The sequence below is a fragment of the Streptomyces sp. NPDC016677 genome, assembly GCF_055562815.1.
Genome location: NZ_JBVHEO010000020.1, coordinates 16,320 through 42,427 on the forward strand (window position 1 = coordinate 16,320; position 26,108 = coordinate 42,427).

Here is a 26,108-nt window from a genome sequence, read left to right on the forward strand (position 1 = left end):
CGAAGCCGTGGCCAGTAATCTCGGCGTTCATGGAGCAGAGGCATCTCGGCCGCACCGGCCTGCGCGTGTCCCGCATCGGACTGGGGACCCTGACCTGGGGCCGGGACACGGACGAGCACGACGCGGCGGAGTGCCTGAAAACGTTCTGGGAAGCGGGCGGGACACTGGTCGACACCGCCGACGTCTACGGGGACGGTGACGCCGAGTACCTGCTGGGCCGGCTGATGGAGGGCCTCGTGCCGCGCCGGGACCTGGTGATCTCGACCAAGGCGGGCGGCGTTCCCGATCCCGACCGCCGCTTCGACGGCTCGCGCGGGCACCTGCTCTCCGCGCTGGACGCCTCGCTCTCCCGGCTGGGCACCGACCACGTGGACGTGTGGCACGTGCACGCCTACGACCCGTACACCCCGCTGGAGGAGACGCTGCACGCCCTCGACCTGGCGGTGAGCAGCGGACGCGCCCGCTACGCCGGAGTCGCCAACTTCTGCGGCTGGCAGCTGGCCAAGGCGGCGACCTGGCAGCTCGCGGCGCCGGGCGTGCGCAACCGGCTGGCGAGCACACAGCTGGAGTACTCGCTGGTCCAGCGCGGCATCGAGCGGGAGGTGCTGCCGGCCGCACTCGACCTGGGGATCGGGCTGCTGCCCTCCTCGCCGCTGGGGCGCGGGGTGCTCACCGGGAAGTACCGGGGCGGGACGACGCCGGGCGACTCGCGCGGCGCCTCGGAGCACATGGCGCCGTTCGTCGCGCCCTACCTCGACGACACCGCCGGGCGCATCGTGGACGCGGTCACCACGGCGGCCGACGGGCTCGCGGTGACGCCGCTCCAGGTGGCCCTCGCCTGGGTCCGGGACCGGCCGGGGGTGGCCGCGCCGATCGTGGGCGCGCGCAACGCGAAGCAGCTCACGGCGGCGTTGTCAGTGGAGGCGCTTAGTCTTCCTGACGAGATCTGCCGGGCGCTCGACGACGTGTCGGAGCCTGTGCACCGCTATCCCGATCACGACTGGAGCACGCTGTGAGCACGGAGCCCGAGCCGGCCGAGAACACCGGGGACGCCGTGGACGACGCCGCGCCGACGGCGCCGGGCGCCGTGGAGGACGACGCCGCCTCGGCGGCGGGGGGCGGCTCCGACGGGGGCGGGGGCGCTCCGGAGCGGGCGGGCGGGGGCGAGGAAGATGCTCCGCCGGCGGAGGCCGGGGCCGAGGCACCGACCGGGGCCGAGGACGGCGGAACCGGGAGCGGCGGTACCGAGGACGGAGGCGTCGAGGACGGCGGAACCGAGAACCGAGGCGTCGAGGACGGCGGAACCGGGAGCGGCGGAACCGAGGACGGAGGCGTCGAGGACGGCGGAACCGGGAGCGGCGGCGTCGAGGGCGCGGCCAAGGAGTTGTCCGAGGCCGAGGCCGAGCTGGCCGCCCAGCGGATCGAGCGCGAGCGGATCGAGCGGCGGAAGGCGGAGCGCAAGGGACCGGTGGCCGCCGGGGCCAAGCTCAGCGGCACGGCGGCCGACCTGCTCGCCGCCGTCCGGGCCGTGGAGAGCGGCGCGAAGCCGGTGGCGACGGTCTTCGCCGACCCGGAGCCCGCCCCGCGCCGCCCGTCGCCCGAGGCCCAGCCGGCGCCCCGCCCCCAGCCGGTGCCGGACCGGGCACCCGGCGCGGCCCCGCCGCCCGCGCCGGAGGCGGTCCAGGCCGTGCGCCAGGTACTGGCCCGGGGCGGCGCCCCCGAGACGCTCGCCGTGGCGGCCGCCACGCTCCTCGGCGAGGGGGCGGACGACGCCCTGCGCGCGGACCCCTGGCAGTTGCTGCGGATTGTTGGGGTGCGGCCGGAGCAGGCCGACGGCTTCGCGCGGGGGCTGCTCGGGGCCGAGTGCCGCCCGGACGACGAGCGGCGCGGGCGGGCGGTCACCGTCTGGCTCCTGGAGCAGGCGGCGCTCGCCGGGCACACGGCGCTGGAGCTGCCCAGGCTGACCGCGGCGCTCGCCCAGCGCGGCGTGCCGGACCCGGACGCCGCCGTACAGAGCACGCTCGCCGAGGGCGAGGCCCTGGCCTTCCAGGACGCCCTGGAGGAGACCGGTGTCCCGGTTCCCCCGCGGGCCGAGGGCGAGGAGGACGGGGCCGAGGCCGAGGAGCGTCCCGTCCGGGTGCTGATCGGCCTGGAGCGGTACGCGCTGGCCGAGGAGAGCCTCGCCGACGGTCTGGCCCGGCTGGCCGGCTCGGTCCCGAAGGAGGGCGGTTCCCCGGAGGGCTGGGAGCGGGCCGCCGCCTCGGCGCAGGGCGCGGCAGCCGAGCTGATCCGCGCGACCGGGAGGCACGGGCTGGTCCTGCACACCGGCGGCGAGGCCGCCCTGGCCGAACCGGTGGCCCTGCTGCGCGCGGCGCACGGACTCGGCCTGCGCGCCTGGGCCGCCACGCCCAGCCTGACCGGCCGCGACCGCTTCGTCGCCCTGCTCGCGGCGGACGGCGCCCCACCGGTCACGACCGTCGCCGGTCTGCTGGCCGGGACCGAGGGGCCCGGCCGGGACGCGGAAGGCGCCCTCGACCTGGACCTGCTCGTCGTCTTCGACGCCCCGCAGGTGGACGTGGAGTCGGCCGCCCTGCTCACCGAGTCCCTGCCGGACGGGGCGCGCCTGGTGCTGGCCGGTGACCCCGCGGTGCTGTGGTCCGTGGGCCCGGGGCGGGTCTTCGCCGATCTGCTGGCGGCACGGATCTGCCCGCAGATCGCCTCCCGGCGGCCGGACCCCGGCCCGCTGGGCGAACTGGTCTCCGGCATCGGCATCGGTGAGCTGCAGCAGGTCCGGGCGCCGGGCAAGGAGGTCGTGATCGTGCCGGCGCGGGACCCGGGCGAGGCCGTGCACCGCACCGTGCAGCTGGTCTCGGACTCGGTGCCGCGGGCGATCGGCGTACCCGCCGAGGAGACCCAGGTGATCACCCCCGGGCACGGCGGACCGGCCGGCACGCGCGCCCTCAACGCGGCGCTGAAGGAGCGGCTCAACCCGGGCCCGGGCCGCTTCGGCGGCTTCGACCCGGGCGACCGGGTCGCCTACACGCCCGTGCCCGGCCGTACGCTGCCGGGCCGTGTGGTCGACGCCGACGCCGACGGACTGCGCCTGTCCTGCGCGGGCGAGACCGTGGTCGTACCGAGGGAGTGGGTGGAGAGCCGGGTACGGCACGGGTGGGCGCTGACCGCGCACCAGGCGGCGGGCGGGCGATGGCCCGCGGTGGTGGTGGTCCTGCCCGGTGACGCCGCGCAGGCGCTCAGCCGCCCCTGGGTGTACACGGCGTTCGGCCGGGCCGGGCGTCATCTGTCCGTCGTCCACGGGGTGGACCAGGCACTCCCCCGGGCCGTGGCCGAGGTCCCGGCGGCGCCCCGGACGACCCGGCTGCCGGTGCTGCTCGCTCCGCGGGAGCCGGCGGCGGACTGACTTTACGGCGGGGACGGCAACCGCACGGCGGGGACTGCGACGGCGGTGGCCCCGGGACGACCGCTCCCGGGGCCACCGCCGTACGGCCTGCTCAGCGGCGGTCCGCGTCCAGCGGCTCCAAGTCCTGGTCGTCCTCGTCCAGCTCCTCGTCATCGGCGTCGTCGGCGTCGATGTCCTCGTCGACGTCGATGTCCTCGTCGACGCTGTCGTCGGCGTCCTCGCCCAGTTCCTCGGGGTCGAAGTCGTCGTCGAGATCGTCATCGGGCTCGTCGTCGAAGACCGCGCTGACGTCGAAGCGGCACACCACCCGCTGTGGATCGACGTGTTCGAACGGTGCCTCCAGCCACTCCCCGGCCTCGGCGGGTTCGTCCGCGGCCGTGACCCAGAGCGTGGAGTCGCCCTCCTCCAGACCGAACTCCTTGTGCCGGGAGGCGACCTCGTCGGGTTCGAACTCGCCGAAGAGCAGCCCCAGCGCCCCGTGCACCGTGCCGGAGGCGCCGTTGCCCGGGCCGCGTTCGCCGTCCGCCTCCTCGACCCGCCGGGCCTGCGCCAGCAGCCGCTGCGGCTCCGCCACGGCGTAGTCACGGCGGATCAGCACGCTCACCGCGTTCGGTTCCTCGGGGCCCGTGTACGGCGGCAGCGCGTCCTCCGCCGCGGGGATCTCGAAGGGGGTGACCTCGTCGTACCGCTCGTAGAGCAGCTCGTCATACGCCTCGGCGGCGGCTGCCACCTGGTTGAACGCCTCGTAGACGGCCGGGTCGTCGTCACCCGACCGTCGTTCGACCGCGGCCAGGTGACGGTCGAGCGCGGTCTTGACCGCCTCGGCGGCGGCGCGTACCTCGGCAGCGGTGGGCTGCACAGCATCAGACATACAGCAGACGCTATCCGTACCGGGCCCCAGCCCGCACAATAGATGCGATGCCGGAATACGAATTTGTCGACGTGTACGTACCGCGCGGGGTCTCCCGCAAGGAGACGGCACGTCTGCTGACGGACCACGCCGAGTACGGACACTGGGAGTTGTACCGCCTGAGCCTGCTGCGCGACGGCAGCCGCAGGGTGCGGTTGCGCCGTCGGATCATCCGACAGATGCGCGCCACTTGGTGAGACGCGGCAGGGCGGCGGTGGAGACGGAGCGGGCCCCGCCGGCGCGGCGGGGCCCGCTCCGTCTCCACCGTGAGGAGCGTCACACCGAGGTGCGCGCCTTGCGGTACAGCACCGCGCCCGTGAGCAGTACACCCGCGCCCATCGGCAGGGCGAGGCCCAGCGGCAGGTCGCTGCCGGTGGCCGCGAGCTGCGCCTCGGGGGCGGGCTGGGTGACCGACGGGCCGTCGGGCGTCCCTCCGCTCCGGACGGGCGGGGTGCTCGGCTCGCCCGGATCGCCGGGCCGGCCCGGGTCACCGGGTTCTCCGGGGTTGCCCGGCTCTTCGGGGCTGCCGGGGTCGCCCGGGTCACCCGGCTCCCCGGGAGGCGTCTCCGTGCCGCCGCCCGGCGGGTCGGTGGGGTGACCGCCGCCCTCCTGGCCGCAGTCGTTCCCGGTGGCCGGGTTGGCGACGCCGATGACGCTCACGCTGTTGCCGCAGACGTTCACCGGCACGTGGACCGGCGCCTGGACATGGTTGCCGGAGCCGACGCCGGGCGAGTCGGTGGCGTGGCCGCCGGCGTCCGCGCCGCCGCCGTGCGCCCCGTGGCCGCCGGACGACCCTCCGGAGTGGTCACCGGAGTGCCCGCCGGAGTCTCCGTTGGCGCACGCGTTGCCCACCGCCGCGTTGAGGCCGCCGATGACGGTGACCGTGTTGCCGCAGATGTTCACCGGCGCGTGCACCGGTGCCTGCACCAAGTTGCCGCTGAGTACGCCCGGCGATCCCGAGGCGGCGCCCTGGGCGCCGGAGCCCGTCGCGTGGGCGGTGCCGCCCGCGGCGGCGAGCACGCCGGTGGCCGCCGCCATCGTCATCAGGCCCTTGCGGGTGACCTGTCGCATGTGCTGAATTCCCTGCCTTCGACTTTGTGCCGACGTTCCACGTTGTTTACACGTTCCGCGGTCCACATTCCGCGTCCTGCGGTTCGCGTTCCGCGTTCCGAAAGGCCGGTCGGCCCCGGAGCACACGGCATGCGCTCCGGGGCCGACGGGCTCAAGCCCTCACCGGGCGAGGCACAACGTCACTTGTTGACGCAGGTGTTGCCGAAGGCGGGGTTCAGCAGGCCGATCACGTTGATCGTGTTGCCGCAGACGTTCGCGGGGATGTGAATCGGCGCCTGGACGACGTTGCCGGAGAGCACACCCGGGGACTGAACGGCGGCACCCTGCGCACCGGAGTCGGCGACGGCCAGACCCGCACCCGCCATAACCAGTCCACCGGTGGCAGCGGCAGCGGCGACGACCTTCTTGATCATTATTCCTCCTAGTTGGCAAGCGCGATCCAAATTGCGGATCACATGACCAGTAACGAGGAGGGAGTAATCGGGCTACGAGCCTATGGTCGCATTCACTCATCCCGGTCGGGCTCCGCACACCCGCCCGATTAACAGAGTGTCGTTTCAGCAGCCCAATTCAGGACGCATCCCCCTCAGGACGCATGCCCTCAGGACACACGCCCTCGGGAGGCATCATCTTCAGGACGCGTCGATGAAGCGGTCCAGCACCCGCACCCCGAACTTCAGGCCGTCCACCGGCACCCGCTCGTCGACACCGTGGAACATCCCGGCGAAGTCCAGCTCCGGCGGCAGCTTCAGCGGGGCGAAGCCGAAGCCCCGGATGCCGAGGTCGTCGAAGGACTTGGCGTCCGTGCCGCCGGAGAGCATGTAGGGGATCGCCTTCGCGGCCGGGTCCTCCGCGACCAGCGCGGACTGCATCGCGGCCACCAACGCCCCGTCGAAGGTGGTCTCGACGGCCTTGTCGGAGTGGACGTCCTCGCGCCGCACCTTCGGGCCGAGGATGCGGTCGAGGTCGGCGAGGAACTCCTCCTCGTGCCCGGGCAGGAACCGTCCGTCCACGTGCGCGGTGGCCTCGCCGGGGATGACGTTGACCTTGTAACCGGCCCCCAGCTGCGTGGGGTTGGCGGTGTTGCGCAGGGTGGCGCCGATGAGCTTGGCGATGCCGCCGAGCTTGGCGAGGGTGCCCTCCATGTCCTCCGCGTCGAGTTCGACGCCCATCGCGTCGCCGAGTTCGTCGAGGAAGGCCCGGGTCGTCTTGGTGACCCGGATGGGGAACTGGTGCCGCCCCAGGCGCGCGACGGCCTCGGACAGCTCGGTGATGGCGTTGTCCCGGTGGATCATCGAGCCGTGCCCGGCGGTGCCGGCCACCGTCAGCTTCATCCAGTGCATGCCCTTCTCGGCCGTCTGGATCAGGTAGAGCCGGCGCTGCTCGCTCACCGTGAAGGAGAAGCCGCCGACCTCGCTGATGGCCTCGGTGACGCCCTCGAAGAGGTCCGGGTGGTGGTCGACGAGGTAGCGGGCGCCGTACGTGCCGCCCGCCTCCTCGTCGGCGAGGAAGGCCAGGACGATGTCGCGCGGCGGCTTGCGTCCGCTGCGCAGCCGGTCGCGGACGACCGCCAGGGTCATCGCGTCCATGTCCTTCATGTCGACGGCGCCGCGGCCCCACACGCAACCGTCCGCGATCTCGCCGGAGAAGGGGCCGTGGGTCCAGTCGTCGGCGTTGGCCGGGACGACGTCGGTGTGGCCGTGGATGAGCAGCGCGGGCCTGGACGGGTCCTCGCCCTCGATCCGGGCCACAGTGGAGGCGCGTCCCGGGTGGGATTCGAAGATCTTCGGTTCGAGTCCCACTTCGGCGAGCTTCTCCGCGACGTACTCGGCCGCCTTGCGCTCGCCCGGCCCCGAGTGGTCGCCGTAGTTGCTGGTGTCGATCCGGATCAGGTCGCGGCAGAGGTCGACGACCTCGTCCTCGCCGGTGACGCTTCCGGTCGTGCCCGAGTCGCTCACGTGCTTCCTCCCGCTGTCACTGCTGGTGGGTCCCCCTCATCCTCCTCCCCCCGGCGGGTGACGCCCAAGACCGGTCCCGGCCCGTCACACGCCGTTCACGTGGGAGCGGGGTGATCGGGCACCCCGGCAAGCCTGGTAATGTTTACGTCGTCGCCGCGGGAAACACCCCGCACGACAGACACCTTGTCCGGGTGGCGGAATGGCAGACGCGCTAGCTTGAGGTGCTAGTGCCCTTTATCGGGCGTGGGGGTTCAAGTCCCCCCTCGGACACCAGATGAGACCCCTGCTCGCCAGGGGTCTTCTGCTTTTCCCGTGCTCCGGCGAGGAGCGGGGACGCTCTCCGGCGCGGAACGGCGACCCGGCACAATGGCCGTCATGACCACCCGTACCTGTCCCTGTGGACTGCCCGAGGCGTACGAGCGGTGCTGCGGCCGGTTCCACACGGGCGCCGCCTCAACGCCGACCGCCGAGGCCCTGATGCGCTCGCGCTACAGCGCCTTCACGCGGCTGGACGCGGGCTACCTGCTGCGCACCTGGCACCCGCGCACCCGCCCCGCCCGGCTCGACCTCGATCCGGGGACGCGGTGGACCGGACTGGAGATCCTGGAGACCACGGACGGTTCCGCCTTCCACTCCACCGGCACGGTGACGTTCCGGGCGTCCTACCGGGGCGGCTCGCTGCACGAGCGCAGCCGCTTCCAGCGGGTCGACGGGGCGTGGGTGTACGTCGACGGGGAGTTCCTGGACTGAGGGCCGCGCTACGGCGCGAGGATGTCCAGTTCCTGGAGGGCGCCGACCGTGATCTCGCGGGTGAGCGCCTCCGCGCGCTCGGCGTCGCGCTCGCGCACGGCCTCCGCGAGGCGGACGTGGAGGGTGACGGCGGCCGGGTCCGGGTCCTCGAACATCACGGCGTGGTGGGTGCGGCCGGAGAGGACCTCGGCGACGACATCGCCGAGGCGGGCGAACATCTCGTTGCCCGAGGCGTTGAGGATCACGCGGTGGAAGGCCACGTCGTGGAAGAGGTACTGCTCCAGCCGGTGGCCGCTGGAGTTGGCGACCATGCCGAGGGCGCACTCGGTGAGTTCCGCGCACTGGCCCGCCGTGGCGTTGCGGGCGGCGAGGCCCGCCGCCACCGGCTCCACCGCCGAGCGCAGGACGGTGAGCGAGCGCAGCTGCCGGGGCCGGTCGGCGCCGGCCAGGCGCCAGCGGATGACCTGGGGGTCGTAGACGTTCCACTCGCGCTCGGGCAGGACGGTCACGCCGACGCGGCGGCGGGACTCCACGAGGTGCATGGACTCCAGGACCCGTACCGCCTCGCGCATCACGGAGCGTGAGACGTCGAAGCGCTGCGCCAGTTCGTCGGTACGCAGGACGCTGCCCGCAGGGTACTCGCCGGCGGTGATGGCGGGGCCGAGGGTGTCCAGTACATGGCCGTGCAGACCCCGGCCCGGTGTGCTCATGCACTCAGCGTACGTGCCGGATCACACGGACAAAAAGTCAGACTTATATGTCACAGGCTCTTGAATTCGTCGTACCTAATGGGTTTCAGTTGCGTCGACATCACGTGTCGACGAAGACAGCAGACAGCGAGAGCACGATGCAGCAGCCGCAGATCCCCCATGTCGTCGTGGTCATGGGCGTGGCGGGCACCGGGAAGACCACCATCGGTCCCCTGCTCGCCGCCCGCCTCGGCGTTCCCTACGCCGAGGGCGACGACTTCCACCCGCCGGCCAACATCGCCAAGATGACGGCCGGCACCCCGCTCGACGACGACGACCGGTGGCCCTGGCTGGACGCCATCGGCGCCTGGGCGCACGAGCGGGCCGGGCTCGGCGGGGCGGTCAGCTGCTCGGCGCTGAAGCGGTCGTACCGCGACCGGCTGCGGGCCGCCGCGCCCGGTCTCGTCTTCGTCCACCTCACGGGCAGCCGTGAGCTGATCGAGGACCGGATGTCGCACCGCGAGGGGCACTTCATGCCGACGGCGCTGCTGGACTCCCAGTTCGCCACGCTCCAGCCGCTCCAGCCGGACGAGGCCGGGGTCGCCGTGGACGTCTCGGGCAGCCCCGAGGAGATCGCCGAACGGGCCGTCACCGCCCTCCGGGCGCTCCCCGAACCCGCGTAGCCCCCGCGCTCCCCCGCATCCCGTCCCCACCCCCCCCCCCGCATTTCCATCACCGCAAGGGAAACACCGTGACCAGACTCAGCGTCGAGATGCTGGCAGCGGACACCGTCGAGCCGATCACCTCGGCCGGTCACGCCCAGCTGGGCATCGCCGTGCTGCTGGGCATCGCCGTCATCGTCCTGCTCATCACCAAGTTCAAGCTGCACGCCTTCCTGGCGTTGACCATCGGTTCGCTGGCGCTCGGCGCGTTCGCCGGGGCGCCGCTGGACAAGGTCATCACCAGCTTCACCAGCGGGCTCGGCTCCACCGTCGCCGGCGTGGGCGTGCTGATCGCCCTCGGCGCGATCCTCGGCAAGATGCTCGCCGACTCCGGGGGCGCCGACCAGATCGTGGACACGATCCTCGGCAGGGCGAGCGCGCGCTCGATGCCGTGGACGATGGTGCTGATCGCGTCCGTGATCGGCCTGCCGCTCTTCTTCGAGGTCGGCATCGTCCTGCTGATCCCGGTCGTCCTGATGGTCGCCAAGCGCGGCAACTACTCGCTCATGCGCATCGGCATCCCGGCGCTGGCCGGTCTGTCCGTGATGCACGGTTTGGTGCCGCCGCACCCCGGTCCGCTGGTCGCGATCGACGCGCTCGGCGCCAACCTCGGCGTGACCCTGGCGCTGGGCGTCCTGATCGCCATCCCGACGGTGATCATCGCCGGGCCGGTCTTCTCGAAGTTCGCGGCCCGCTGGGTGGACGTCCCGGCGCCCGAGCGGATGATCCCGCAGCGCGCCTCCGAGGACCTGGAGAAGCGCCCCGGCTTCGGCGCGACCCTGGCCACGATCCTGCTGCCGGTCGTGCTGATGCTCGCCAAGGCGCTCGTCGACATCATCGTCGACGACCCGGACGCGCTGGTGCAGCGGACCTTCGACGTCGTCGGCAACCCGCTGATCGCCCTGCTGGCCGCCGTGATCGTGGGCGTCTTCACGCTGCTGCGGCCCGCCGGGTTCGCCAAGGACCGCGTCTCCGGGCTGGTCGAGAAGGGCCTCGCGCCCATCGCGGGCATCCTGCTGATCGTCGGCGCGGGCGGCGGCTTCAAGCAGACGCTGATCGACTCCGGCGTCGGCCAGATGGTCCTGGAGATCTCCGAGGACTGGTCGATCCCGGCGCTGCTGCTGGCCTGGCTGATCGCGGTGGCCATCCGGCTGGCGACCGGTTCGGCGACCGTGGCGACCGTCTCGGCGGCCGGTCTGGTCGCGCCGCTGGCGGCCGACATGTCGACGACGCACGCCGCCTTGCTGGTCCTGGCCATCGGTGCCGGTTCGCTGTTCTTCAGCCACGTCAACGACGCCGGCTTCTGGCTGGTCAAGGAGTACTTCGGACTTGACGTCGGCCAGACGATCAAGACCTGGTCGATCATGGAGACGATCATCTCGGTGGTCGCCGGCGCGCTGGTCCTGCTGGTCTCCCTGATCCTGTAGGTCCCGCACGGCCGACGGACGGCCCGAGCCCCGGTGCCCGCCGGGACTCGGGCCGTCCTGCTTGGATGGCTCCATGAGCGCTGCGGACGAGATCCTCGACATCGTCGACGAGCACGACCGGGTCGTCGGCCGGTCCCCGCGCGGTGCGGTGTACGCCGAGGGGCTGCGCCACCGCTGCGTGTTCGTCCAGGCCCGGGACGCGCGGGGACGGATCTTCGTCCACCGGCGCACGCCGCAGAAGCTGGTCTTCCCCTCCCTCCACGACATGTTCGTCGGCGGGGTGGTCGGCGCGGGCGAGTCCTACGACGACGCGGCGCTGCGCGAGGTGGAGGAGGAACTGGGGGTGAGCGGGCTGCCGCGCCCCCGGTTCCTGTTCAAGTTCCTCTACGACGACGGGGGCGGGCGGAGCTGGTGGTCGGCGGTGTACGAGGTGCGCTGCGAGGCGGCCGTACGGCCGCAGGCGGAGGAAGTCGCCTGGTACGGCTTCCTGCCGGAGGAGGAGTTGGTACGGCGGCTGGACGAGTGGGAGTGGGTGCCCGACGGGCTGGCGGCGTACCGGCGGCTCACCGGGCGGGAAGGGTGACCGGCACCGGCCCGATAGGGTCCCGCTCGTGATCGACTTCGCACGCAACGTCCGCCTGTGGTTCGCGCCCGACGCGGTCCGGCGGGAGGGCGGCACCCCCGACTACCGTTTCTCACTGGCGAACGAGCGCACCTTCCTGGCCTGGCTGCGCACCGCGCTCGCCCTGATCGGCGGCGGGTTCGCGGTGGACCAGTTCCTCCCCGGCCTGCGCTGGGGCTGGCGCGTCGGGCTGGCGCTCGCGCTGCTGGCGTCGGGGGTGCTGTGCTCCTTGCGCGCCGTCAACCACTGGGTCCGCTGCGAGCGGGCGATGCGGCGCGGCGAGGACCTCCCGGTGTCCCGCTTCCCCGCGCTGCTCGGCGTGGTCGTCGCCGTGGTGGCCGTCGCCATGGTCGTGGTGGTGCTCGTCGGGTGGGAGGGGTGAGCGGCGCCCCTCCCCCGCGCCACGAGCCGGAGGTCCCCGGCCCGGCCTCGGACCCGGACCCGGACCGTGACCCCGACCGTGATCCGGGGCTCCAGCCCGAGCGGACCCGGCTCGCCTGGCGCCGTACCACCCTGGCGGGGGCCGTCGCCGCGGTGCTCGGCGCGAAGACCGCGCTGCACGGCGGCGCCTCCGCCGTCTCCGTCACCGCCGGCGCGCTGGCCTGCTTGCTGTGGCTGGGCGTGCTGTTCCTCGCCCACCGCCGCATCGCCGCCGTCGCGTCCTCGAACCGGCCCCCGGCGCTCGCTCCGCCGCACGCCGCCGCCGTCGCCCTGTGCACGGTGGCGATCGCGGTGTGCGGGGCCGTCCTGATCGTGGCTTAGGACCTGTCGTCACATTCCCGTCGTGCGCCCGGAGGGCGGGCCTGGCGGCGTCAGATGCGTGCTCGGGGGAGCGTGCGTGGCGTCGCCGGGCAGACGGGAATGTGACGACAGGCCCAGCGGGCGGGCGCCCGCTTGTCACCTGCGGCGGTCGTGGCCGCGAGCCTGCCGCGGGTACGGCCCTCCGGGTTCTCCCGGCGGGCGTCCGGCCGGCCGTTCCTGGCGGTGCGTCCACGCCCCCGCGCGGCCGGGCCGACGTACCGGGCGCGGCTGATCGTCTCCATGGCTCCGGCCCTCGGGGGTACCCGGGCGCCACGCAAGTCGGAATGTACCGATACGCACCATCGGCGTGGCAGCCTGACCCCCGACGGCGGCCGCCCGCGCCGGCCGCCGCGAGCCAGTTCCCGCCGCCCCTTTCGAAGGTGAGCACCATGAGCACCCCGCACCTGGAACACCCCGCCCACGCGCACGCCCACGGTCCGGCCTGCGGACACACCGAGGTGCCGCACGGCGACCACGTCGACTACGCGCACGACGGACACCTGCACCGCGAGCACTCCGGCCACTGGGACGAGTGCGAGACCACCGGACACAGCGCGCACCAAGGGCACGAGCACCAGCACGGCGAGACGTGCGGGCACGCGCGCGTGCGCCACGGCGACCACGTCGACTACCTCCACGACGGCCATCGGCACGCGGCGCACGACGGCCACTGGGACGACCACTGACGGCGCCCCCTCGGCCGGCCGGCGGCTCCTCGCGCACCCGCGCGGGGAGCCGCCGGCGCGTGGTGGCGCGGATCACGTTCCCGTCCGCCCTCTGGACGGCATACCGACCGGTCGGCATCATGATCCAGGTACGGTCCACCCCTCGTCCACCCCGCCGGAGGAGCGCCGATGAGCCCCGACCACCCGCCCGGACTCGATCCCGACCGGCTGTGCGGCCTGCTCGACCGGGAGCGGCCCGGCCTGGTGCGCGGCCCGCTGACGGGCCGGCTGATCGAGGGCGGACGGTCCAACCTCACCTACGCGGTCACCGACGGCGTGTCCCGCTGGGTGGTGCGGCGCCCGCCGCTCGGCCATGTGCTGGCCACCGCGCACGACATGCGGCGCGAACACCGGGTGATCAGCGCCCTGCACCCGACCGGCGTACCGGTCCCCGGCACGGTGCTGCTGTGCGAGGACGAGGAGGTGCTCGGGGCGCCGTTCTACGTGATGGAGTTCGTCGAGGGCACGCCGTACCGTACGGCGGACCAGCTCGCCCCGCTGGGCCCCGAGCGCACCCGTGGTGCCGTACTGAGCCTGGTGGACACCCTCGTCGAGCTGCACGCGGTGGACCCCGGCGCGGTGGGGCTCGCCGACTTCGGGCGGCCCGAGGGGTTCCTCGACCGCCAGCTGCGCCGCTGGGCCAAGCAGCTCGACGCCTCCCGCAACCGCGACCTGCCCGGCATCGACGAACTGCACGCCACGCTCGGCCGCGAGCTGCCCCGCTCCCCCGCCCCCGCCGTGGTGCACGGTGACTACCGGCTGGACAACGTCCTGGTCGGCGACGACGACCGGATCACGGCGGTGCTCGACTGGGAGATGTCCACGCTCGGTGATCCGCTGACCGACCTCGGACTGCTGGTGATGTACAGCCGGCCGCTCGGGATGCCCGGCTCGCCCGTCTCCACCACCGCCGAGGCTCCCGGGCATCCCAGCCCCGGGGAGCTGGTCGAGCGGTACGCCGCGCGCTCGGGGCGCGATGTGTCGGGGATCTCCTGGTACACGGCGTTCGCCTGGTTCAAGCTCGCCGTGATCCTGGAGGGCATCCACTACCGCTACACGCTGGGACAGACGGTCGGGCGCGGCTTCGACCGCATCGGCGACCTGGTGCCCGTCTTCATCGAGCACGGACTGACCACCCTTCAGGAAGGCTGACCGGCATGGACTTCGCGTTCGACGCCCGTACCGAGGAACTCCGCACCAGGCTGCTCGCCTTCATGGACGAGTACGTGTACCCGGCCGAAGCGGTGGCGCACGAGCAGCGCGGCCGGCTGGCGTCGCCCTGGCAGACGCCGCAGGTCGTGGAGGACCTCAAGGCCGAGGCGCGCCGCCAGGGCCTGTGGAACCTGTTCCTGCCCGACGCCGAGCACGGCGCGGGCCTGACCAACCTCCAGTACGCGCCGCTCGCCGAGATCACCGGCCGCAGTCCGCAGCTGGCGCCCACGGCCCTCAACTGCGCGGCGCCGGACACGGGGAACATGGAGGTGCTGGCCCAGTTCGGGGACGAGGCGCAGCGGAAGCAGTGGCTGCGGCCGCTGCTCGACGGGGAGATCCGCTCCGCGTTCGCGATGACCGAGCCGGAGGTGGCCTCGTCGGACGCCACCAACATCACCACCCACATCCGGCGCGAGGGTGACGAGTACGTCATCACCGGCCGCAAGTGGTACATCTCCGGGGCGATGAACCCGGACTGCAAGATCTTCATCGTGATGGGCAAGACCGACCCGGACGGGGACGACATCCGCCGGCAGCAGTCGATGGTGCTGGTGCCGCGCGACACCCCGGGGGTCACCGTCGTACGCGGGATGCGGGTCTTCGGTTACGAGGACCACTGGCACGGCGGGCACGCGGAGGTCGTCTTCGACCACGCGCGCGTGCCGGTCTCCAACCTGGTCGGTGAGGAGGGCGGCGGGTTCGCGATCGCCCAGGCGCGGCTCGGGCCCGGCCGCATCCACCACTGCATGCGGCTGATCGGCATGGCGGAGCGGGCGATCGAGCTGATGTGCCGGCGGGCCGCCTCCCGGACCGCGTTCGGCAAGGCGCTGGCCCAGCAGGGCGTGGTGCAGAACTGGATCGCCGACGCGCGGGTGGCCGTCGAGCAGCTGCGGCTGCTGGTGCTGAAGACGGCCTGGATGATGGACACCGTGGGCAACCGGGGCGCGCACACCGAGATCCAGGCCATCAAGATCGCGACCCCGCGCACGGTCGTCGGCATCCTCGACCGGGCGATCCAGCTGCACGGCGCGGGCGGGGTGAGCCAGGACTTCCCGCTGGCCGAGCTGTACGCGGGCGCCCGGACCCTGATGCTGGCCGACGGTCCGGACGAGGTGCACCAGCGGTCGCTGGCGCGGCGGGAGCTGAAGAAGTACCTCTGAGGGCCTGGGGCGGGGGGCGGGCGTCCTTGGCGCTCGCCCCTTACGGTCGCAGCGCGCGCAGCAGCAGGTCGGCGAGGTGGTCGGCGAGTTGCTGGGGGGTGAGCGGGCCGTCGGGGCGGTACCAGGTGGACAGGTGGTGGATGGAACCGAAGTGGTAGTCCACCACCAGGTCCGCGGGGGTCTCCTTGGAGAAGACGCCGGACTGCTGGCCCTCCTCGACCAGGGCGCGGAAGCGTTCGTGGTAGCGGCGGCGCTCGGCGCGTACCTGCCGGTTCTTCTCCGGGCTCAGGTGGTGCATGGAGCGGAAGAAGATCGACGCGTCGTCCAGGTTGTCGATGGTGGTGACGACGACGTCGGCCGCCGCGTCCCGCAGCCGCTTCTCGACCGGTGCGTCGGCGTCCGCGAAGGTGTCCAGGCGTTCCTGCTGGAGGCGCAGCACGCGCGCGTACACCTCGTGCAGCAGGTCGTCCTTGGAGCCGAAGTAGTGGTAGAGCGCGCCCTTGGTGACGCCGGCCGCCTCGACGATCTCCTGCACCGAGGTGCGGTCGTAGCCCCGCTCCGCGAAGAGCCGGGTGGCGGCGGCCAGGAGCCGCTGCGGCACCGGGGTGCCGTCCCCGTCCGTCGTCCTGGGCACTGCCGCCACCTGCCTTTCCGTGACACTGTTCCAGTCGTCGCGTCTAGAACGTCGCGCCTAGACGTCGCGGGAACGCAGTTCCCGACGGAGGATCTTGCCACTCGCCGTTTTCGGCAGCTCGGGCAGGATCTCCACCTGGCGCGGGTACTTGTAGGCGGCCAGTCTCTCGCCGCAGTACGCGGCCAGCTCGCCGGGGTCGGTCTCGGCGCCCGGCCGGAGGCTGATGTACGCCTTGACGGTCTCGCCGCGGTAGCCGTCGGGCACCCCGACGACGGCCGCCTCGCGCACCGCCGGGTGGGTGTAGAGGACGTCCTCGACCTCGCGCGGCCAGACCTTGAAGCCGGAGGCGTTGATCATGTCCTTCTTGCGGTCGACGACGTACAGCCAGCCGCGCTCGTCCATGAAGCCGATGTCGCCGGTGCGCAGCTCGCCGCCGGGGAAGGTCTCGGCGGTGGCGTCGGGGCGGCGCCAGTAGCCGGGGACGACCTGGGGGCCGCTGACGACGATCTCGCCCTGTTCGCCGAAGGGCACCTCCTCGCCCTGGTCGTCGAGGACGCGGACGACGGTCTGCGGGCCGGGCACGCCCACCGCGAGGGTCCCGGAGACCGGGTCGACGGGTGCCTCCAGGTGGGGCGGTACGGAGGCGCAGGGGGCGGTGCACTCGGTGAGGCCGTAGCCGTTGCGGATGTACGGCCCGAAGCCGGCCCGGAACCGCTCCACCAGGGCGGGCGGCAGCGGGGCGCCGCCGGAGGAGATCACCGTGAAGGAGGCGAAGTGGTCGCGGGTGACGCCGGGGTGGGCGGCCAGGGCCATGAAGGCGGTGGACGGGCCGACGGTGTAGTGCGGGCGGTGCTCGGCGAACGCGTCGAGGACGACGCCCGCCTCGAAGCGGTAGGCGAGGACGAGCGTGCCGCCGCTGGCCAGACAGGCGCCGAACTCGCAGACCAGGCCGGTGATGTGGAACAGCGGCGCCAGCGCGAAGTAGACCGGTGCCTCGGGAAGGCCCAGTCCGGTGCGCTGCCGTTCGGCGTTGTACATGATGTTGCGGTGGGTGTTGGTGGCGCCCTTGGGGGTGCCGCTGGTGCCCGAGGTGTAGCTGATCAGCGCGGTGCCGTCGGCGGCCGGGTCACGGTCCGGCGGGGCCGGACGGCCGGCGCGGGCCGCTTCCGTGAGGTCGTCGGCGTCGGTCACGGGCTGCCGTGCGACGGCCAGTACGCGCGCGTCCCCGCGGGTCTGGAAGTCCAGCTCGCACGCCGTGAGCGCGATCCGCACCGGCGACTCGGCGGCCGTGTCGCGCAGATACGCCTCCCAGGCCCGGTCGGAGCAGATCAGCGCGGTCGCCTCGGCGTCCCGCAGGACGTGCCCGGTCTCCCCCGACTTGTACATGGGGTTGACGGGGACCACGATCCCGCCCGCCTTCCAGGCGCCGAGGACGGCGAGGACGAAGTGCGGGGAGTTCTGGAGGACCACCGCCACCCGGTCGCCGCGCTCCAGGCCGCGGGCGGCGAGGTGGCCGGCGACGGAGTCGCTCAGCTCGTCCACCTCGCGGTAGGTGAGGCGGCCGTCGAAGTAGGCGAGGAAGGTGCGGTCGGGGGTCGCGGCGACGGCCCGGCGCAGGGCGTGCACCAGGGAGGGGTCCGGGTGCAGCGGGGCCTTCTGGGCGTCGGTGAGCAGATCCAGCCAGGGCTTGGCCGCGTACCGGGAACCGGTGGCCGTCATCGGGCGGCCCCCTCCTCCCACTGGCGCTGGAGGCGGTTCATGCCGCGCAGCCAGCGGTCCGGTTCGGCGGCGCGGGCCTGGTAGTACGCGGCGACCTCGGGGTGCGGGAGGATCAGGAAGCGGTTCTCGTCGATGCCCCGGAACAGGGCGTCCGCCACGTCCTCCGGTTCGATCGCGGTCGGCGCGAGCACCAGGTCGCCCGCGCTGCCGCTGGCGGTGAGCATGTCGGTGCGCACGCCCTGCGGGCAGATGGCGTGCACCTTGATCCCGCGGTGGCGGTACGTGAGCGACAGCCACTCGGCGAAGGCGTAGGCGCCGTGCTTGGTGACGCTGTAGGGGGCGGCGCCGATCATGGTGAGCAGGCCGGCGGCCGACACGGTGGAGACGAACCGGCCCCGGCCGCGCTCCAGCCAGTCGGGCAGCAGGGCGTGGGCGGCGCGGACATGGGCCATGACGTTGACGTCCCAGGCCAGTGCCCAGACGGCCTCGTCGGCGGCCTCGGTGCCGCCGGAGCCGACGCCCGCGTTGGCGCAGTAGACGTCGACCGCGCCGCCGAGCGCCTCGCGGGCCTCGTCGACGACGGCCGAGGCGTCGCCGGGTACCGCGATGCCGTCGATCTCCTCGGCGACCGCCTTCGCCTTGCCGGGGTCCAGGTCGTTGACGACGACGCGGGCGCCCCCGGCGGCGAAGCGGCGGGCCAGCGCGGCCCCGATGCCGCCCCCCGCTCCGGTGACGACGACACCCGCGTCCTGCACGGTCTCCACCATCGGTCTCCTTCGACGCGACGCCAACTGGCCGTGACAGACTAACCAGTCGGTATGTTCTGCGGAAGGGTGTTGCGCGGTTCGCCTCGTTCCGCCGGGCCGGGGCGCGCACTAGCGTGCGTGGGCATGACACTGTCCAGACGGGCCTTGCTCACCACGGCGACGGCGACCGCGACGGCGGCCTCCACCGGTACGGCGCGGGCGTCCGGCGGGCGCCGGACGCGGACCGGCTTCGAGCGGCTGGCCGCCGACGGGTACGCCCTGCTCGACGGCGACCGGGTCGGCGTCGTCACCAATCCGACCGGCGTCACCCGGGACGTGCGGCACATCGTCGACGTCATGCACGCCGACGACCGGGTGGACCTCACCGCCGTCTTCGGCCCCGAGCACGGCTTCCGCGGCACCGCCCAGGCGGGCGGCTCGGAGGGCCGGTACGACGACCCGGCGACCGGGCTGCCGGTCTACGACACGTACCTCAAGAGCGGGCAGCCGCTCGCGGACGTCTTCACCGCGTCCGGCGTGGACACCGTCGTCTTCGACATCCAGGACGTGGGGGCGCGCTTCTACACGTACATCTGGACGCTGTACGACTGCATGGAGGCCGCCGCGCTCGCGGGCAGGCGGTTCGTGGTCCTGGACCGGCCCAACCCGGTGACCGGGCGGGCCGCGTTGGGTCCGGTGCTGCACCCGGAGTTCGCCACCTTCGTCGGCCGCCGGCCGATCGCGCAGGCGCACGGCATGACCGTGGTGGAGCTGGCGCGCCTGTTCGACGGGGAGTTCCTGACGACGCCCGTCGCCCTGGAGACCGTACCGATGACCGGGTGGCGGCGGTCCGACTTCTACGACGCCTCCGGCCTGCCCTGGGTGCCGCCGAGCCCCAACATGCCGACACCGCAGACCGCGCTGGTGTACTCGGGGACCTGTCTGTTCGAGGGCACCAATCTGTCCGAGGGGCGCGGCACCACCCGCCCGTTCGAACTGCTGGGCGCGGAGGGGATCGACGGGGCGTGGGCCGCCGCCGCGAACGGACTGGGACTGCCGGGGGTGCGGTTCAGGGAGGCGTACTTCGCGCCCGTCTTCTCCAAGTTCCAGGGCAGGACGGTCGGTGGTGTGCAGCTCCATGTGCACGACCGCGCGGCGTTCGACCCCGTGCGTACGGGGATCGCGCTGCTGGTGACCGCCAGGCGGGTCTGGGACGGGTTCGCCTGGCGGTCGGACGGGTGGATCGACAAGCTGACCGGTTCCGCGCGGGTGCGCACGATGATCGACGCGGGCGCGGACACCGACGAGGTGGTGGCGGGCTGGCGGGCGGAGCTGGAGGCGTTCCGCCGGGTGCGGGAGCGGTATCTCGTCCACCGCTGACCGCCCGCCGCCCGCCCGTACTCACCTGTGGGACGTGAACTCCACCACCTGCTGGTAGGTGGGGCGGTTCTGCCAGCTGACCGGGCCGTGCCTGATGCCGCCCAGGGTGCGGTGGACGATCGCGTCGGCGCACCACTGGTCGCCCGCCGCGCAGTTGTCGTCGCCGGGGTAGACCTGGGCGGGCGTCTTCGCCGCCGCCTGCGCCAGGGTGGCGATCAGCGTGTCCCGGCAGGCCGCCGGGGAGCCGCCGCCGCAGTAGGCGCGGGCGAGGGGGCCGCGTACGGACTCGCCGAGCACCGCCCGCAGATCCTTGTCGACAAAGCTCCACCAGCCGTACTGGAAGGCGCTGCCGGCGTGTCCTCCGGTCGGGCCGTGGGCGGCGGACGGCGACTCGTCGACGGGGAGGTTGGCGGTGAAGGCGTCGTACAGGCCGCTGCCGAGGCCGGGTTCGAACACGGCCCGCACCAGCAGCGGCCACCAGGCGTCCATGGTGCGCACGGCGTCGGCGTGGGCGTACGTCTTCGCACCGGCCGAGGTCTCGGTGCGTTCGCCGCCCGCCGCCAGCCAGGCCCGGAGCCGGTCGACGGCCGTCCTGGCGGCGGGGTCGGTCACCGGGGCGGTGTCGATCACCTTCAGCAGGTCCGGCAGGACGCCCTCGGCCCGCAGGTCGGTGAGGCCCGCGTCGGCCATCGCCCGGACGAGCGAGGCGCGCGTGACCGCGCCCTGCTCGACCAGGTTCCGCACCCGGTCGTCGAGCAGGTTCCCGCGGTGGACCGAGCCGTTGCCCCAGGAGGCGACCGTGTAGCCCTCGGCCACCTTGTTGTTCCAGGAGACGTAGTAGTCCTGGTCGGCCGAGCGCGGGTGGGCGGAGGCCGGGGTGTAGTCGGCGGTGTTGGCCGTCGGGTCCCAGCCCCGCCACTCCCCCGCCGGACGGGCCCACACAGGGAAGTCGGCGTCCACGCCCTCGGCCCGTACCGGGTTGTCGCCGCTGTTGTAGTACGCGGTGTGCTCGGCGTCGGCGTAGAACCAGTTGAAGGTGTAGTTGATGTGCTGGACGGCGCGCTGGAAGTCCTGCGGGCCCTTGACGTAGTCGGGGTCGTTGAGCATCTGGAAGCCGATGATCGAGTCGGCCTCGTGCAGGAAGGACGAGCGCAGGGAGACGTAGGCGACCTTCGTGCCGCCGACGGTCGCGCGGTGCTCCACCGGGCCGTACTTCGTGCGCCAGACCCGCAGGGTGTAGGAGCCGGCGGCGGTGGAGTCGGCCACGGTCGGGGTCCAGGCGTTCTCGCGCTCGACCTTCTCCATGGGGGTGCAGGTGCCGCGGTAGAGGTAGTGGTAGTCGTCCTGGCACAGCTCGACGGCGTACGTGTCGATGATGTCCTGGCCGGAGGTGGTCGCGCTCCACGCGTAGTCCTGGCCCCGGCCCAGTTCGACGTACATGCTCAGGCCCGCGAAGGAGGCGCCGCGGGCGCTGAGGCCGGGGCCCTGGATCTCCTGGAGCATCAGGAGCTGGGGCGCGAAGTAGCCGGTCTGCGGTCCGAAGACGGCGACGGGGTGCCCGCTCGCGGTGTGGTCGCCGCTGACGACGAGGGCGTTGGACATGCCGCGCCGGGCGGAGGAGAGGGCGCCGGTGGCGGCGGTGGCCTGTTCGGCCGCGCTGCCCGTGCGGTCGTACACGAGGGGTTCGGCCGTCACCGAGCCGGCGTCGGGCAGGGCCCGGTGCCGCGGGTCGGCGGGCGGGGTGAGGTACGGGAAGGCGCCGTCCCGGACGGTGCGGGCGGCCTCGGGGTCGTCGCGCTGGCGGAAGGACTCCCAGACCTTCGTGCCCTCGGTCACGCCGTACTTCTCCTGGGCGGCGAGCAGGGACAGGGCGTTGTTCACCTCGCCCCCGCCGCCGGAGCCGAACAGGGCGCCTATGACGGAGGCGAGGGCGACCAGGTCGGCGGGTTCGAAGTGCTCGATGGTGCCGGCGTTGGTGAGCGCGTCCTTGTGGCCGGTCAGGACGTACTCGCCGGGGAAGTTGCGGGCCTGGTCGGAGGCGTCGATGTAGGCGTTGACACCGGCGACGTAGGCCTCGACGTCGGCCAGGGCCTGCGCGCCGCGTTCGCCGGCCTTCGCGGCGGCGCTGTCGATCTGGGCCCGCAGCTCGGCCTCGGTGTAGGGGGCAGCGCGCCAGAACTGCTGCTCCAGGCCCTGGTTGGCGGGGGCGCCGCCCGCGAAGGACGTCAGCTCGCCGCGGCCGACGTGGCGGAAGAGGTCCATCAGCCACAGCCGGTCCTGGGCGGCGGCGTAACCGGCGCCGAACTCGGTGCCGTAGCGGGTAGTGCCTGTGATGTGCGGCACACCGGTCTTCTTGTCGCGGACGATCGTCACGTCGGTGCGGCCGGCCGGGCGGACGGTGGAGGCGACCTGGTCGGCGGGGACGCCGAACGAGGCGTCGTTGAAGAAGGTGTTGATCGTGTCGTTGGTGAGGGCGCGGTGGCCGGTGGCGAGGTTCGCGTAGGGGCCGAGCTGGTCCTCGGCGTGCGCGGGCTGGGTGCCGAAGGCCTGGTTGAGCAGGATCTGGGCGAGGGTGGCGTTGCCGTTCTGGCCGGGCGGCAGGATGTCGGAACACTGTCCGCCGCAGTGGTCGCCGGCCGCCGCGGTGCCGCCCGGCGCCCCGGCGGGGGCGGTGCCGGCCGGGGCGGCCGAGGCGGTGCCGGCGCTCGCGGCCGTCACGGCCGGGGAAAGCGGTGCCAAAAGACCGGCAATGAGGGCGCATAGCGACGCGCTCTTCAGGAACCCGTGGATTCCGCGGGGAGTTCTCAGTCTGTCGAGGGCCGTGCGTGGGGTGCGCCGTGACATGGGGCAGCTCCTCCCGACGGGGACGCGCCGGATGTTACCGGCGGTATCCCCGGGTTCGAAGATGAACATGCGTCACTTTCGGCGAGAGCACAGCGGAGCGACGGAACAGAGCGACGGAACAGAGCGACAGAGCAGACACACAGGTCACGGGAGTCGACTCGGGAGGCGGTCCGGCCGGCTTATGGAGGCCATCGGAAATCGGATGGAGCCGAATCGTGTGTCGATACGTCTATTCGGCGACGTCCGTACGACGACGCCGAAGTGACCGGAAAACAGGTGCAGGTGTGACGGAGGTGCAGGGCGATGGCCGGTTTCCGGAGTCTGGCGAGACAGGTCCGCGATCCGCGGTCCGACCTGGCGCTGCGGCGCTACTCGCTGCGCAAGTGCCTTGAGCGGTTCGCCCCTTACGGACACAGGGCGACCTGGGACCACCTGTGCTCCCGTTGGGGGTTCGGGCCGGAGGACAGGTCCCCGGACCCGGCGCGGCTGGTGGCCGCGCTGGAGGAGCTGGAGCAGGCGCGGTCGGTGTGGCTCGCCTATGAGGTGAAGTTCGCCGAGCGCCGCAGGAAGGAGAAGCACGACGGGCTGCGCCGGCCCGGCAGCGTGGACGACTGGCACCGGCTGACCTGGGGCGGGTTCGGTGTGGCGTGGTGCGACGACCCGCGGGTGCATCCCCGTGAGCCGCTGGCCGAGGTACTGCGCCGGCTGATAGCCGCGCTGGAGCGCGAGCCGGGGGCGGCGTGCCCGGTGTGCGCGGGTGAGCGGCTCATATGGAAGTACGACCTGGACCACGAGCCGTCGGCCGGTCCGGTCTGCGCGGACTGCGGGATCCTGGTGCCGCGGCCCGTACTGACGCCGGAGGCCCTGTCGGCCACCCGGCGGGAACGGCTGCTGGTGTCGGCCTGAGCCGGCGTGAGGTACGGCGCGACGACGTGCGGTGAGGTACGGGGGGGGTGGTGCGGCACGGCCCGGGAGCGCCGGGCGCCGCACCGCCTGGGCCTCCGCCCGGGCCCGCTCGGGCCCGCCTGAGGGGGCGTGGGGTGGGGCGTGCGGCCGTTGACGTGGTGTCACCGCGAGTGGCCGGGGCCGCTCACGTCCGCGCCCGCGCCCGTGTCCCGAGGACAGGAGCCTGCGCCGCCGGGCGGGCAGCCGCCGCCCGGGCCCCGCGCAGGCCGCCGCCCCGCGGGCAGAAGCCCGCCGAACCCTGCGGGTCAATACGCCTGGGGTCGGCCGCCGCCCCGTTCCACCATCAGCCGGGACCCGGCCCGGCTCTCGCCGAAGACGTCGTCCGGATTGGACAGCACGCAGGTGTCCAGGGACAGACACCCGCAGCCGATGCAGTCGGTGAGGTGGTCCCGCAGCCGGTTGAGCTGCTTGATGCGCTCGTCCAGCTCACAGCGCCATGCCTCGGAGAGACGGGTCCAGTCGTCCCGCGTGGGCGTGCGCTCCTCGGGCAGCTCGGCGAGCGCCTCACGGATCGTGGCGAGCGGGATGCCGACCCGCTGGGCGGCCCGGATGAAGGCGACCCGGCGCAGGGTGTCCCGGCTGTAGCGGCGCTGGTTGCCCGAGGTGCGGCGGCTGCTGATCAGGCCCTTGGACTCGTAGAAGTGGAGGGCGGAGACGGCGGCGCCGCTGCGCGCGGCGACCTGGCCGACCGTGAGTTCGTGGATCTTCTCTGGAATCTGGGGCACCCCTCGAAGACTACCCATCCCGCACTCCGCCCGGTCCGTTGACAGGGGCCGCACGGCCGACCATGCTAAGCAGTCGCTTAGTAGAGACGACATGGCACACGCAGTAGAAACGACATGGCACACGCGGGAGGCCGGGACATGGCAGAGCCGAGGATCTTCACCTCCGCCGACGAACTGAAGGCGGCGGTGGGCGAACGACTGGGGTACACCGACTGGCTGGAGATCGACCAGAAGCGGATCGACCTGTTCGCGGAGGCGACCGGCGACCACCAGTGGATCCACGTCGACCCGGAGAAGGCCGCCGCCGGGCCGTTCGGCACCACGATCGCGCACGGCTATCTGACCCTGTCGCTGCTGCCCCTGTTCGGGCCGCAGCTCCTCGCCGTCGAGGGCGTGAAGATGGGGGTCAACTACGGCACCAACAAGGTCCGTTTCCCCTCCCCCGTACCGGTCGGCTCGCGGCTGCGCGCCACCGCGACCCTCACGAACGCCGAGGACGTCACCGGCGGCGTCCAGGTCACCGTCGCCTTCACCGTGGAACGCGAGGGCGGGGACAAGCCGGTGTGCGCCGCGGAGTCGGTCTCGCGGTACTACTTCTGATACGTCCCGCCGCTACTGGTCGGCGGCGGCGGCCGGGGTCTTCGCGCCCACCATCCGCAGCACGAGGTCGGCGTAGAGCGCGCCGACCTCGTCGGGCGTCCGGGTGCCGTTGACGTTGAACCAGCGGGCCACGTCGATGCAGAGCGAGAGCACGGCCAGCGTGGTCCCCTTGAGGTCGAGCACCTCGAACTCGCCGGTGGCCACGCCGTCCTCGATGATGCCGCGCACCTCGGCGTCGCACTGGCGGCGCAGCGCGACGATCTCCGCGCGGGCGTCGGGGCCGAGCGCGTCCAGTTCGTACTGGACCACCCGCGCGGTGGTGCGCCGCCCCGCGTGCCAGCGGACGAAGGAACTGACGGCGTCGGCGAGCCGCTCGGTGGCGCCGCCCTCTCCCCGGGCCGCCGTGCGCAGGATGTCCAGCGCCCGGGCGTGGCCGATCCGGCTGATGCGGTGGAGCAGCTCTTCCTTGGTCTTGTAGTGGATGTACAGCGCGGCCGGGCTCATGCCGGCCCGCCCCGCGATGTCCCGGGTGGTCGTGGCGTGGTATCCGCGCTCGGCGAAGGCCTCCACGGCGGCGACCAGCAGCCGCCGGGCCGCGTCAGGGGTGACCTCGCTCCAGGGCTCGGTGTCGCCGCCCCTGGTCTCCTCCGCCGTACTCATCGCCTTCTCGCCCCTCTCGGTGACAGGAGGACCACCATACCGCCGAAGCTGAGCGGGCGCTTAGAGCGCTCACCTCACAGTTTCTGGAACGGATCGTGCTGGGCGAGCAGCTGTTCCACCCGTGCCTGGTCGACGCGGCTGACGATCTGCCCGGCCTCCTGCCGGTCGCGGATGATCTTCGCCAGGGTGAAGGACGAGGTGACGAGGTACAGGACGGCGATCCCGAGGAAGGCGCGCACCCAGGCGTCGGCCTCCAGGTTGAAGATGCCGATGGCGGTCGCGGCCATGGCGACCGCGAAGGACGCGACGGCCTGTCCGTAGAAGGCGGCCGTGCTCTGCTGCTTGACCGGTGTGTCACTCATGGGGACA

At 72.9% G+C, this 26,108-nt stretch carries 27 protein-coding genes and 1 tRNA gene; 16 read left to right on the plus strand and 12 right to left on the minus strand.

Translation table 11 applies throughout. The features are described from left to right. Nucleotides 1-29 precede the first annotated feature (29 nt). Both ACZ3IG_RS32920 and ACZ3IG_RS32925 read left to right on the plus strand, forming a co-directional pair. Nucleotides 30-1,016 carry an aldo/keto reductase gene (locus tag ACZ3IG_RS32920; protein WP_467436699.1) on the plus strand — a complete coding sequence of 329 codons (987 nt, stop codon included), beginning with the start codon at nt 30-32 and terminating at the stop codon, nt 1,014-1,016. After that, on the plus strand, nt 1,013-3,418 hold the full coding sequence (locus ACZ3IG_RS32925; RefSeq protein ID WP_467436700.1) for a helix-hairpin-helix domain-containing protein: 2,406 nt from the start codon (nt 1,013-1,015) through the stop codon (nt 3,416-3,418). Before ACZ3IG_RS32920 ends, ACZ3IG_RS32925 begins: the two co-directional genes overlap by 4 nt. A 91-nt stretch (nt 3,419-3,509) precedes the next feature. Here ACZ3IG_RS32925 and ACZ3IG_RS32930 read toward each other — a convergent pair whose 3' ends face one another. Next, on the minus strand, nt 3,510-4,289 hold the full coding sequence (locus tag ACZ3IG_RS32930) for a hypothetical protein (protein WP_467436701.1): 780 nt from the start codon (nt 4,287-4,289) through the stop codon (nt 3,510-3,512). Between the two features lie 47 nt (nt 4,290-4,336). On the opposite strand from ACZ3IG_RS32930, the gene ACZ3IG_RS32935 reads away from it, so the two are divergent. Then, nucleotides 4,337-4,525: a DUF5703 family protein gene (locus ACZ3IG_RS32935; RefSeq protein WP_215173731.1), complete on the plus strand. Its 189-nt coding sequence runs from the start codon at nt 4,337-4,339 to the stop codon at nt 4,523-4,525. 79 nt (nt 4,526-4,604) lie between these two features. Here the strand turns inward: ACZ3IG_RS32935 and ACZ3IG_RS32940 are convergent, their stop codons facing one another. From ACZ3IG_RS32940 to ACZ3IG_RS32950, 3 genes are all read right to left on the minus strand, one after another. Beyond that, the gene (locus tag ACZ3IG_RS32940; protein WP_467436703.1) at nt 4,605-5,399 is read right to left on the minus strand and encodes a chaplin; all 795 of its coding nucleotides are present in this window, start codon (nt 5,397-5,399) and stop codon (nt 4,605-4,607) included. 179 nt (nt 5,400-5,578) lie between these two features. Then, nucleotides 5,579-5,812: a chaplin ChpH gene (chpH, locus tag ACZ3IG_RS32945; RefSeq protein WP_467436704.1), complete on the minus strand. Its 234-nt coding sequence runs from the start codon at nt 5,810-5,812 to the stop codon at nt 5,579-5,581. A 219-nt stretch (nt 5,813-6,031) separates the two neighbouring features. After that, a complete protein-coding gene (locus ACZ3IG_RS32950) occupies nt 6,032-7,357 on the minus strand; it encodes a M20/M25/M40 family metallo-hydrolase (RefSeq protein ID WP_403545470.1) in 1,326 nt (441 codons plus the stop codon). Between the two features lie 185 nt (nt 7,358-7,542). Between ACZ3IG_RS32950 and ACZ3IG_RS32955 the strand changes: the two genes are divergently transcribed. Together ACZ3IG_RS32955 and ACZ3IG_RS32960 are read left to right on the plus strand one after the other, a co-directional pair. Next, a tRNA-Leu gene (locus ACZ3IG_RS32955) sits at nt 7,543-7,630 on the plus strand. A gap of 102 nt (nt 7,631-7,732) precedes the next feature. Continuing rightward, nucleotides 7,733-8,107: a YchJ family protein gene (locus ACZ3IG_RS32960; protein ID WP_467436705.1), complete on the plus strand. Its 375-nt coding sequence runs from the start codon at nt 7,733-7,735 to the stop codon at nt 8,105-8,107. A gap of 8 nt (nt 8,108-8,115) precedes the next feature. Here ACZ3IG_RS32960 and ACZ3IG_RS32965 read toward each other — a convergent pair whose 3' ends face one another. Continuing rightward, complete coding sequence (locus ACZ3IG_RS32965; protein WP_467436706.1) at nt 8,116-8,817, minus strand: FadR/GntR family transcriptional regulator; 702 nt, start codon at nt 8,815-8,817, stop codon at nt 8,116-8,118. A gap of 137 nt (nt 8,818-8,954) precedes the next feature. Here ACZ3IG_RS32965 and ACZ3IG_RS32970 point away from each other — a divergent pair, with 137 nt between their 5' ends. The 8 genes from ACZ3IG_RS32970 (at nt 8,955) to ACZ3IG_RS33005 (ending at nt 15,465) form a co-directional block, all read left to right on the plus strand. Further along, nucleotides 8,955-9,479, plus strand: coding sequence for a gluconokinase (locus ACZ3IG_RS32970; protein ID WP_467436707.1), 525 nt, complete (start codon nt 8,955-8,957; stop codon nt 9,477-9,479). 68 nt (nt 9,480-9,547) lie between these two features. Next, nucleotides 9,548-10,945, plus strand: a complete 1,398-nt coding sequence (locus tag ACZ3IG_RS32975) for a GntP family permease (protein WP_467436708.1) — start codon at nt 9,548-9,550, stop codon at nt 10,943-10,945. A gap of 73 nt (nt 10,946-11,018) precedes the next feature. Next, the gene (locus ACZ3IG_RS32980; protein ID WP_467436709.1) at nt 11,019-11,528 is read left to right on the plus strand and encodes an NUDIX hydrolase; all 510 of its coding nucleotides are present in this window, start codon (nt 11,019-11,021) and stop codon (nt 11,526-11,528) included. Nucleotides 11,529-11,556: 28 nt separating this feature from the next. Then, on the plus strand, nt 11,557-11,949 hold the full coding sequence (locus ACZ3IG_RS32985; RefSeq protein ID WP_467436710.1) for a YidH family protein: 393 nt from the start codon (nt 11,557-11,559) through the stop codon (nt 11,947-11,949). Then, nucleotides 11,946-12,329: a DUF202 domain-containing protein gene (locus ACZ3IG_RS32990; RefSeq protein ID WP_467436711.1), complete on the plus strand. Its 384-nt coding sequence runs from the start codon at nt 11,946-11,948 to the stop codon at nt 12,327-12,329. The genes ACZ3IG_RS32985 and ACZ3IG_RS32990 overlap by 4 nt, the downstream gene beginning before the upstream one ends. Before the next feature lie 428 nt (nt 12,330-12,757). Continuing rightward, nucleotides 12,758-13,054 carry a hypothetical protein gene (locus ACZ3IG_RS32995; protein ID WP_467436713.1) on the plus strand — a complete coding sequence of 99 codons (297 nt, stop codon included), beginning with the start codon at nt 12,758-12,760 and terminating at the stop codon, nt 13,052-13,054. A 168-nt stretch (nt 13,055-13,222) separates the two neighbouring features. Next, a complete protein-coding gene (locus ACZ3IG_RS33000; protein ID WP_467436714.1) occupies nt 13,223-14,245 on the plus strand; it encodes a phosphotransferase family protein in 1,023 nt (340 codons plus the stop codon). Between the two features lie 5 nt (nt 14,246-14,250). Continuing rightward, nucleotides 14,251-15,465, plus strand: a complete 1,215-nt coding sequence (locus tag ACZ3IG_RS33005) for an acyl-CoA dehydrogenase family protein (protein ID WP_467436715.1) — start codon at nt 14,251-14,253, stop codon at nt 15,463-15,465. 40 nt (nt 15,466-15,505) lie between these two features. Here the strand turns inward: ACZ3IG_RS33005 and ACZ3IG_RS33010 are convergent, their stop codons facing one another. The 3 genes from ACZ3IG_RS33010 to ACZ3IG_RS33020 are packed head-to-tail and all read right to left on the minus strand — an operon-like array spanning nt 15,506 to nt 18,585. Next, complete coding sequence (locus ACZ3IG_RS33010) at nt 15,506-16,099, minus strand: TetR/AcrR family transcriptional regulator (RefSeq protein WP_467436716.1); 594 nt, start codon at nt 16,097-16,099, stop codon at nt 15,506-15,508. A 57-nt stretch (nt 16,100-16,156) separates the two neighbouring features. Continuing rightward, nucleotides 16,157-17,818 carry a class I adenylate-forming enzyme family protein gene (locus ACZ3IG_RS33015; protein ID WP_467436717.1) on the minus strand — a complete coding sequence of 554 codons (1,662 nt, stop codon included), beginning with the start codon at nt 17,816-17,818 and terminating at the stop codon, nt 16,157-16,159. Continuing rightward, nucleotides 17,815-18,585 (minus strand): SDR family oxidoreductase, encoded by a 771-nt coding sequence (locus ACZ3IG_RS33020; RefSeq protein WP_467436719.1) that lies wholly within the window; start codon nt 18,583-18,585, stop codon nt 17,815-17,817. The genes ACZ3IG_RS33015 and ACZ3IG_RS33020 overlap by 4 nt, the downstream gene beginning before the upstream one ends. Before the next feature lie 123 nt (nt 18,586-18,708). Between ACZ3IG_RS33020 and ACZ3IG_RS33025 the strand changes: the two genes are divergently transcribed. Continuing rightward, entirely contained in the window at nt 18,709-19,944 is a 1,236-nt protein-coding gene (locus ACZ3IG_RS33025) for an exo-beta-N-acetylmuramidase NamZ family protein (protein ID WP_467436720.1), read from the plus strand. Between the two features lie 21 nt (nt 19,945-19,965). On the opposite strand, the gene ACZ3IG_RS33030 is transcribed toward ACZ3IG_RS33025, so the two are convergent. Further along, nucleotides 19,966-22,788: a penicillin acylase family protein gene (locus ACZ3IG_RS33030; RefSeq protein WP_467436721.1), complete on the minus strand. Its 2,823-nt coding sequence runs from the start codon at nt 22,786-22,788 to the stop codon at nt 19,966-19,968. A gap of 303 nt (nt 22,789-23,091) precedes the next feature. Here ACZ3IG_RS33030 and ACZ3IG_RS33035 point away from each other — a divergent pair, with 303 nt between their 5' ends. Beyond that, entirely contained in the window at nt 23,092-23,694 is a 603-nt protein-coding gene (locus ACZ3IG_RS33035) for a hypothetical protein (protein WP_467436722.1), read from the plus strand. 305 nt (nt 23,695-23,999) lie between these two features. On the opposite strand, the gene soxR is transcribed toward ACZ3IG_RS33035, so the two are convergent. Next, nucleotides 24,000-24,479 (minus strand): redox-sensitive transcriptional activator SoxR, encoded by a 480-nt coding sequence (soxR, locus tag ACZ3IG_RS33040; RefSeq protein ID WP_467436723.1) that lies wholly within the window; start codon nt 24,477-24,479, stop codon nt 24,000-24,002. A gap of 138 nt (nt 24,480-24,617) precedes the next feature. Here soxR and ACZ3IG_RS33045 point away from each other — a divergent pair, with 138 nt between their 5' ends. Beyond that, nucleotides 24,618-25,079 carry a MaoC family dehydratase gene (locus ACZ3IG_RS33045; RefSeq protein WP_467436725.1) on the plus strand — a complete coding sequence of 154 codons (462 nt, stop codon included), beginning with the start codon at nt 24,618-24,620 and terminating at the stop codon, nt 25,077-25,079. Between the two features lie 12 nt (nt 25,080-25,091). On the opposite strand, the gene ACZ3IG_RS33050 is transcribed toward ACZ3IG_RS33045, so the two are convergent. Next, nucleotides 25,092-25,739: a TetR/AcrR family transcriptional regulator gene (locus tag ACZ3IG_RS33050; RefSeq protein WP_467436726.1), complete on the minus strand. Its 648-nt coding sequence runs from the start codon at nt 25,737-25,739 to the stop codon at nt 25,092-25,094. Nucleotides 25,740-25,813: 74 nt separating this feature from the next. Further along, complete coding sequence (locus ACZ3IG_RS33055) at nt 25,814-26,101, minus strand: YiaA/YiaB family inner membrane protein (protein WP_467436728.1); 288 nt, start codon at nt 26,099-26,101, stop codon at nt 25,814-25,816. Between the last annotated feature and the right edge of the window lie 7 nt (nt 26,102-26,108).